The sequence below is a fragment of the Hydrogenophaga sp. genome, from assembly GCF_011390835.1.
Classification (GTDB): Bacteria; Pseudomonadota; Gammaproteobacteria; order Burkholderiales; family Burkholderiaceae_C; genus Hydrogenophaga.
The window spans coordinates 1-3700 of record NZ_JAABRQ010000060.1 but is presented as its reverse complement, the minus strand read 5'-3'; the positions used below and the strand labels follow the sequence as shown (position 1 = coordinate 3700).

Genomic DNA, 3700 nt, shown 5'->3' with positions numbered 1-3700 from the left:
ATGAAGGCATTCGCGACGTGCTGGTGCCTGGCGGACGTCTCGAGGACATCATCCGAACGTCGGCCATGCGGAAATTTCAGGTCCTGGGTGCGTGTGAAATCGAAGACTGGATAGCAGAGCGCATGGAGGCGCACCGATCCGGAGATTCGTACTTCGTGCAGCGCCTGGTCACCGGCAAGGTCGTGCGCGTGATTGAACGCCGGCTCCCCGACGGTCACATCGTGGGCTTCCGCATCGACATCACCGACCTGGTGCGTGCCACCGAAGCAGCCGAAGCCGCCTCACAGGCCAAGGGGGAGTTCCTGGCCAATATGAGCCACGAGATCCGCACCCCTCTGCACGCGGTCATCGGTCTGACCCATCTGCTCGCCGATACGCCGATGAGCGCACACCAGCAGCGGTTACTGGACAAGTCGCTCATGGCGAGCCGCTCGCTGCTGGGCATCGTCAACGATGTGCTCGATCTCGCCAAGATCGAGGCCGGCGAGCTGACGCTGCTGCCAGAACCTTTCCCGCTCGATGGCCTGGTCAACGACCTCGACAACCTTTTCCGCGAACAGTCGAATACCAAAGGCATCAGCTTCGCGGTGGAGCGCAGCGAAGCCCTGCCTGCCGTGCTGGTGGGCGACGAGATGCGGGTGCGCCAGATACTCAACAACCTCACCAGCAACGCGTTCAAGTTCACGCAACGCGGCAGTGTGCGCGTGAAGCTGTGCGCCGTGCCGGCCAAGCCCGACGATCCGCCGCTCAGCGTGCGGCTGCGCGGCGAGGTGCAGGATTCAGGCCTGGGTATTTCACCGGAGGTGCAGGCCCGGCTGTTCACCCCGTTCACCCAGGCTGACGCGTCCACCACGCGCCAGTTCGGCGGCACCGGCCTGGGACTCTCCATCGTGCGACAGATGGCCGAGGCCATGGGTGGCAGTGTGGGACTGCACAGCGTGGTCGGCGAGGGCAGCACGTTCTGGTTCGAGTTGCCACTGGGCTTGCCCGATGCCGACGGTACTCCCACTGACGAACGCCATTCGACGACCCTGGAGGTGCTGGTGGTGGATGATGCCGAAGACGACCGGCGCGCCCTGGTGGACATGGCCAGGGCCTTTGGCTGGCGCACCGAAGTGTGCGATTCAGGCGAAGCACTGGTGCAGTGCATGACACAGCGGGTGGCCTCTGGTCTGCCCCTGCCCGACGCCATGCTGGTGGACTGGCAAATGGGCGGCATCGACGGCCTGCAGGCGCTGACCGAGCTCACCGAGCGCATCGGAATCAAGCGTCTGCCAGCCGCACTGATGGTGTCGGCATCGGAGCGCGATCGCCTGATTCAGCTCGACACCCGGCAACTGGCCAGCGACGTTCTGACCAAACCGGTGAACGCCTCGGTGCTTTTCAACGCCGTGAACCACGGCGTGGTGGCACGTCAAGGCAGCAGCGACCGTGTGATGCCGCTGCGCACCATGCCAGGCCAGCACACGCTGTGGCTGCCGGATGTGCGGGTGCTGCTGGTGGACGACAGCGACATCAACCTGGAAATCGCCTCCCACCTGCTGGCCCGCGAAGGCGCGGTCGTGGTGACGGCCGGTTCAGGACGTCAGGCAGTGCAACGGCTGGAAGCCACGCCAGACGCCTTTGACGTGGTGCTGATGGATGTTCAGATGCCCGACATGGACGGGCTGGAAGCCACGCGTCACTTGCGGCGGCAACCTTCGCTGTTGCAATTGCCCGTGATCGCCCTGACGGCGGGCGCATTGGCCGAGGAGCGACGCCGTGCCATCGACGCCGGCATGAACGCGTTCCTGACCAAGCCGCTGGAGCCGCAACTGCTGGTGCGCACCGTACGCGAAGTGATCGAAGCCGCCACCGGCCAGGCCCTGGCAGTGCGGCAGGCCGAGCCAAACGCACCTCGCACCGAGGTGACCGACTGGCCTGAAATCGAAGGCATCGACAGTGCGCGCGCCGTTCAGCGTCTCAGTGGCGACCCCAAGCTGCTGCATTCTTCACTGCGCCGCCTTTTCAACGAGTTCGGCGACTGGCCAAAAGCCGAGTTGCCCGATCCGCTCACGCCCGAGCACCGCACGGCATTGGCTGCCAAAGCCCACAAGTTGCGCGGTGCGGCCGGCCTGATGGCTGTGACGGTGCTGCACCAGTCGGCGGCTGATCTGGAGAACGGTCTGCGGGACGGCGAGTCCGTGGCCACGCTTCAGCCCCACTGGCAGGCGATCGGGCGCGCTTTGCAAAACCTCTCGGTGGCGTCGGCCGCGTTCTTGAAACAAAGCGCTGCCCTGCCCTCCCTCGAACAGGCCACCGACCATCCACCGCTTCCCGGCGAGGCCCTGATTCAACTGGCAGCGCTGCTCGAACAACAGGACTTGGATGCGCTGGAGTGGGTGCAGCGCCACGCGCCAGCATTGCGTTCACGACTGGGCGAAGACTTGTACGAGCGACTGAGCCGACAATTGGAGGAACTGGACTTTGCCGCTGCCGCTGCGCTGCTGGCTGACGAGATCGACAAATGACCACCGCATCCGACACCGCCTTCCCCGAATCAACGGGTTCCGCCGTGCCAATGGGAGGCCAACCTTTGCCGGGTGAACGTGACCACGCTACCCTGCCCGGCATCCTGATCGTCGACGACGACCCGGGGATGATCCAGGCGTTGGCCAAGACATTGCAAGGGTTGGGTCGACTGCGCTTTGCCACACGCGGCGCCGACGCGTTGCGGTTGATGAAAGAGTCGACGCCGGACCTGGTGCTGCTCGACGCACAGATGCCCGGCCTTTCCGGCTTCGAGGTGCTCGATGCGATGCGCATCGAGCCGCTGCTGGTCGGCCTGCCGGTGATCATGATCACCAGCCACGCTGAAGAAGACTTTGAACAGGCCGGGCTGGAAAAAGGCGCTGCCGACTTTCTCGCCAAGCCGCTGCGCCCCGCCATCGTGCAGGCGCGGGTGCGCACCCAGCTGCGTTTGAAGGTCGCCAACGACGAGTTGCGCCAACTGTCAGCCGAAGACCGTCGAAAGCTGGCGACCGCCATGAACGAACTGCGCACCAGCCACACGCAATTGAAGCAGACCGCCGACGATCTCGCCCTGGCCAACGAGGGATTGCTGCAATTCGTGCGCATGGCTTCGCACGACATGCGCGAACCACTCAACACCATGGTCCAGTTCACCGGCCTGGTGGTGGAAGACCATGCACAGGCCCTGCCGGAGGATGCCCAGCGCTACCTGCAACTGGTGCTCAAGGCCGGTCATCGCATGCGCACGCTGCTCGACGACGTGGTGCGTTACGCGCGGCTGCAGCAGGCCGGCGAAGCCGAGCCACACACACCGGTGGCGCTCGACACCATCCTGAGCGACCTGCGCGATGCACTCGCTGCCCGACTGCAGAACAGTGGCGGGACGCTGCACATTGAACCCCTGCCCCCGGTCATGGGGCACGCCAGCCTGCTCTCGCTGCTGTTCCAGAACCTGCTGGCCAATGCCTTCAAGTTCGTGCCACCGGGGCGCGCACCCGAGGTTCGTGTGTCGGTGGAACAGGACGGCCAAATGGCCTGCGTATCCGTGTGCGACAACGGCATCGGCATCGCCCCTGAACATCTCTCGCTGTTGTTCCAGCCCTTCCAGCGCCTGCATCTGCGCAAGGACTACGAAGGCACCGGGCTGGGTCTGTCCATCAGTCGACAGATCGCCGAGCTGCACGGCGGC

Annotated in this window: 2 protein-coding genes; both read left to right on the top strand. The window is 64.9% G+C overall.

Annotated elements, in window-relative coordinates; all coding sequences use genetic code 11:
- On the top strand, positions 1-2510 hold a 2510-nt coding region (locus GPT34_RS17610), incomplete at its 5' end, for a response regulator (RefSeq protein ID WP_291015320.1).
- A partial coding sequence (locus GPT34_RS17605) for a response regulator (protein WP_291015317.1) occupies positions 2507-3700 on the top strand: 1194 nt, incomplete at its 3' end. The genes GPT34_RS17610 and GPT34_RS17605, both read left to right, overlap by 4 nt.